Source organism: Rhizobacter sp. P2_H2, from assembly GCF_056403375.1.
In genome coordinates this window covers 1-2,618 of record NZ_JBFUFP010000781.1, presented here as the reverse complement: position 1 = coordinate 2,618, position 2,618 = coordinate 1, and the positions used below count along the sequence as shown (strand labels likewise).

Below are 2,618 nucleotides of genomic sequence, written 5' to 3'. Positions count from 1 at the left end.
CCGAGGCGCAGGTCGCCGCATTCGCGCACCGCGCCGATGCGCGGGTGCGCGTGCTCTCGTTCGAACCTGCCTGACCTTCCCGAGGAGTTGCCCATGAAGAGCCCCCACCCGCCCCATCACGAGGTCGTCGTCGTCGGCGGCGGCCAGGCCGGCCTGTCGATCAGCCACGGCCTGCAGGCCGAAGGCATCGAGCACCTGGTGTTCGAGAAGCACCGCGCGATGCACGTGTGGCAGACGCAGCGCTGGGACAACTTCTGCCTCGTCACGCCCAATTGGCAGTGCGCGCTGCCGGGCCATGCCTACCGCGGCAGCGAGCCGCACGGCTTCATGAAGAAGGACGAGATCGTGCAGTACCTCGAGGCCTTCCGCGCGCACGTGAACGCGCCGCTGCGCGAAGGCGTGGCGGTCGAGCGGGTCACGCCGCAGGGAGGTGACGGGGATCGGGGCGGCTTCCTCGTGCGCAGCAGCGAGGGCGAGTGCACGGCGGCCCAGGTGGTCGTGGCCTCGGGCGGCTACCACGAGCCCATCGTGCCCCGCCTGGCCGAGCGGCTGCCGCCCGGCATCGCGCAGCTCCATTCGGCGCAGTACCGCAACGCGCATCAGTTGCCGCCCGGCCGGGTCCTGGTGGTGGGGTCCGGGCAGAGCGGAGCGCAGATCGCCGAAGACCTGCACCTCGCGGGTCGCGAGGTGGTGCTCGCGGTCGGCGACGCACCGCGCTGCGCGCGCTTCTACCGCGGCCGCGACGTGGTGGACTGGCTGGCCGACATGGGCTACTACGACATGCCCGTGGGCCGGCATCCGCTGCGCGAGGGCGTGCGCGACAACACCAACCACTACGTGACCGGCCGCGACGGCGGGCGCGACATCGACCTGCGCCGCTTCGCGACGGAAGGCATGGAGCTCTACGGCGTGCTCACCGGCCTGGACGGCGACGGCGACACGCTGCGCTTCGCACCGCGGCTGCGCGAGGTGCTGGACCAGGCCGATCGCACCTACGACGGCATCAACGCCTCGATCGACCGCCACATCGCCGAGCGCGGCCTGCAGGCGCCCCCCGGCGGCGCCTACCGGCCGGTGTGGCAACCGCTCGAGGAGCGCGAATCGCTGTCGCTGCGCGGTGCGGGCATCACGAGCGTCGTGTGGTGCATCGGCTTCGCGCCGGACTTCCGCTGGCTCGATGCGCCCGTCTTCAACGGGCGCGGCCATCCCGTCCATGAACGCGGCGTGACCCGCGTCCCCGGCCTCTACTTCATCGGCCTGCCCTGGCTGCACACGTGGGGATCGGGGCGCTTCTCGGGCATCGCGCGCGACGCCGCCTTCGTCGTGCAGCGGGTGGTCGAAACGCGCGCGGCACATCAGTGGCAGTCGAGAATGCCTGATCTCCATCGAGATCGAATGTCGGTCATCTAGAATCGATCATCGATACTCAGCCGGGGCTCAGCCGCATGGCAGCGAGCAGGAAAACGCTTCCGAAGAAGCAGGCACGCGTCGCCGAGCCGCCGGCGGCCGACGCGCTCTACAACGTCTCGCTCGACAAGGGCCTGCAGGTGCTGCGGGCCTTCGATGCCGCGCATCGCACGATGACGCTGGTCGAGCTGGCCACCCTCACCGGCATGAGCAAGGGCTCGGTGCAGCGCACCGTGCACACGCTGCAGGTGCTGGGCTACATCGGCAAGCATCCGCAGACGCGCCGCTTCCAGCTGCTGCCCCGGGTCATCGAGATCGGGTTCAACTACCTCGCTGCGCATCCGCTGATCCGCGCGGCGCATCCCTACCTGTCGCAGCTTGCCAACGCCAGCGGCGAGACCGCCAGCCTCACCGAGGCGGTGGACCAGGAGATGGTCTACGTGGCCCAGTTGCTGGCGCCCAAGTTCATCCCGGTGCTCACGCCGGTGGGCATGCGCATCCCGATGTACTGCACCAGCTCCGGCCGGGCCTTCCTGAGCCGCCTGCCGGAAGCGCAGGCCCGCGCGCTGCTGGAGGCTTCGGCGCGCGAGCGGCGCACGGCCGCCACGTTGACCGACGTCGACGCGATCATGAAGCGCGTCGCCTTGTGCCGCAAGGTCGGCTACGCGACCAACTGCGAGGAGCTGTTCCTCGGCGACATGGGCCTGGCGGCTGCGGTGATCGACAGTGCCGGCCGCCCGGTGGGCGCCGTGCACGTGTCGCCGCCCACCAGCCGCTGGACGATGGACGAGGCGCAGAAGCAGCTGGCGCCGATGGTCATCGAGTGCGCGCGCGCGATCTCGCTCGCGATGACGCACTGATCAGGACGCCCTGTCGAGCATCGCGTGCAGCAGCACGTTGGCGCCTGCCGCGATGTGCTCGGGCAGTGCGTCCTCGATCTCGTTGTGGCTGATGCCGTCCTTGCAGGGCACGAAGATCATGCCGGTGGGGGCCACGCGGGCCACGTAGACGGCATCGTGGCCGGCGCCGCTGACGATGTCCATGCTGGGCAGGCCGAGTGCCTCGGCCGCCCGGCGCAYGCTGCCCACGCAGGCCGCGTCGAACGCGCAGGGGTCGAACTTCACCACCTGGGCGATCGCCACCTGCAGCCGGCCGGCATCGGCGATGGCCGCGAACTCGCGCCGCATCGCGGCGTCCATGCGGTCCAGGCC

Annotated in this window: 3 protein-coding genes; 2 read left to right on the top strand and 1 reads right to left on the bottom strand. The window is 70.8% G+C overall.

Annotated features, from left to right (window positions below; translation table 11 throughout):
- Positions 1 to 93: 93 nt before the first annotated feature.
- Both AC1D15_RS26215 and AC1D15_RS26210 read left to right on the top strand, forming a co-directional pair.
- Positions 94 to 1,410: an MSMEG_0569 family flavin-dependent oxidoreductase gene (locus tag AC1D15_RS26215; protein ID WP_477828295.1), complete on the top strand. Its 1,317-nt coding sequence runs from the start codon at positions 94 to 96 to the stop codon at positions 1,408 to 1,410.
- A gap of 35 nt (positions 1,411 to 1,445) precedes the next feature.
- Positions 1,446 to 2,267: an IclR family transcriptional regulator gene (locus AC1D15_RS26210; RefSeq protein WP_477828294.1), complete on the top strand. Its 822-nt coding sequence runs from the start codon at positions 1,446 to 1,448 to the stop codon at positions 2,265 to 2,267.
- Here the strand turns inward: AC1D15_RS26210 and AC1D15_RS26205 are convergent.
- On the bottom strand, positions 2,268 to 2,618 hold a 351-nt coding region (locus tag AC1D15_RS26205), incomplete at its 5' end, for a M20/M25/M40 family metallo-hydrolase (protein WP_477828293.1).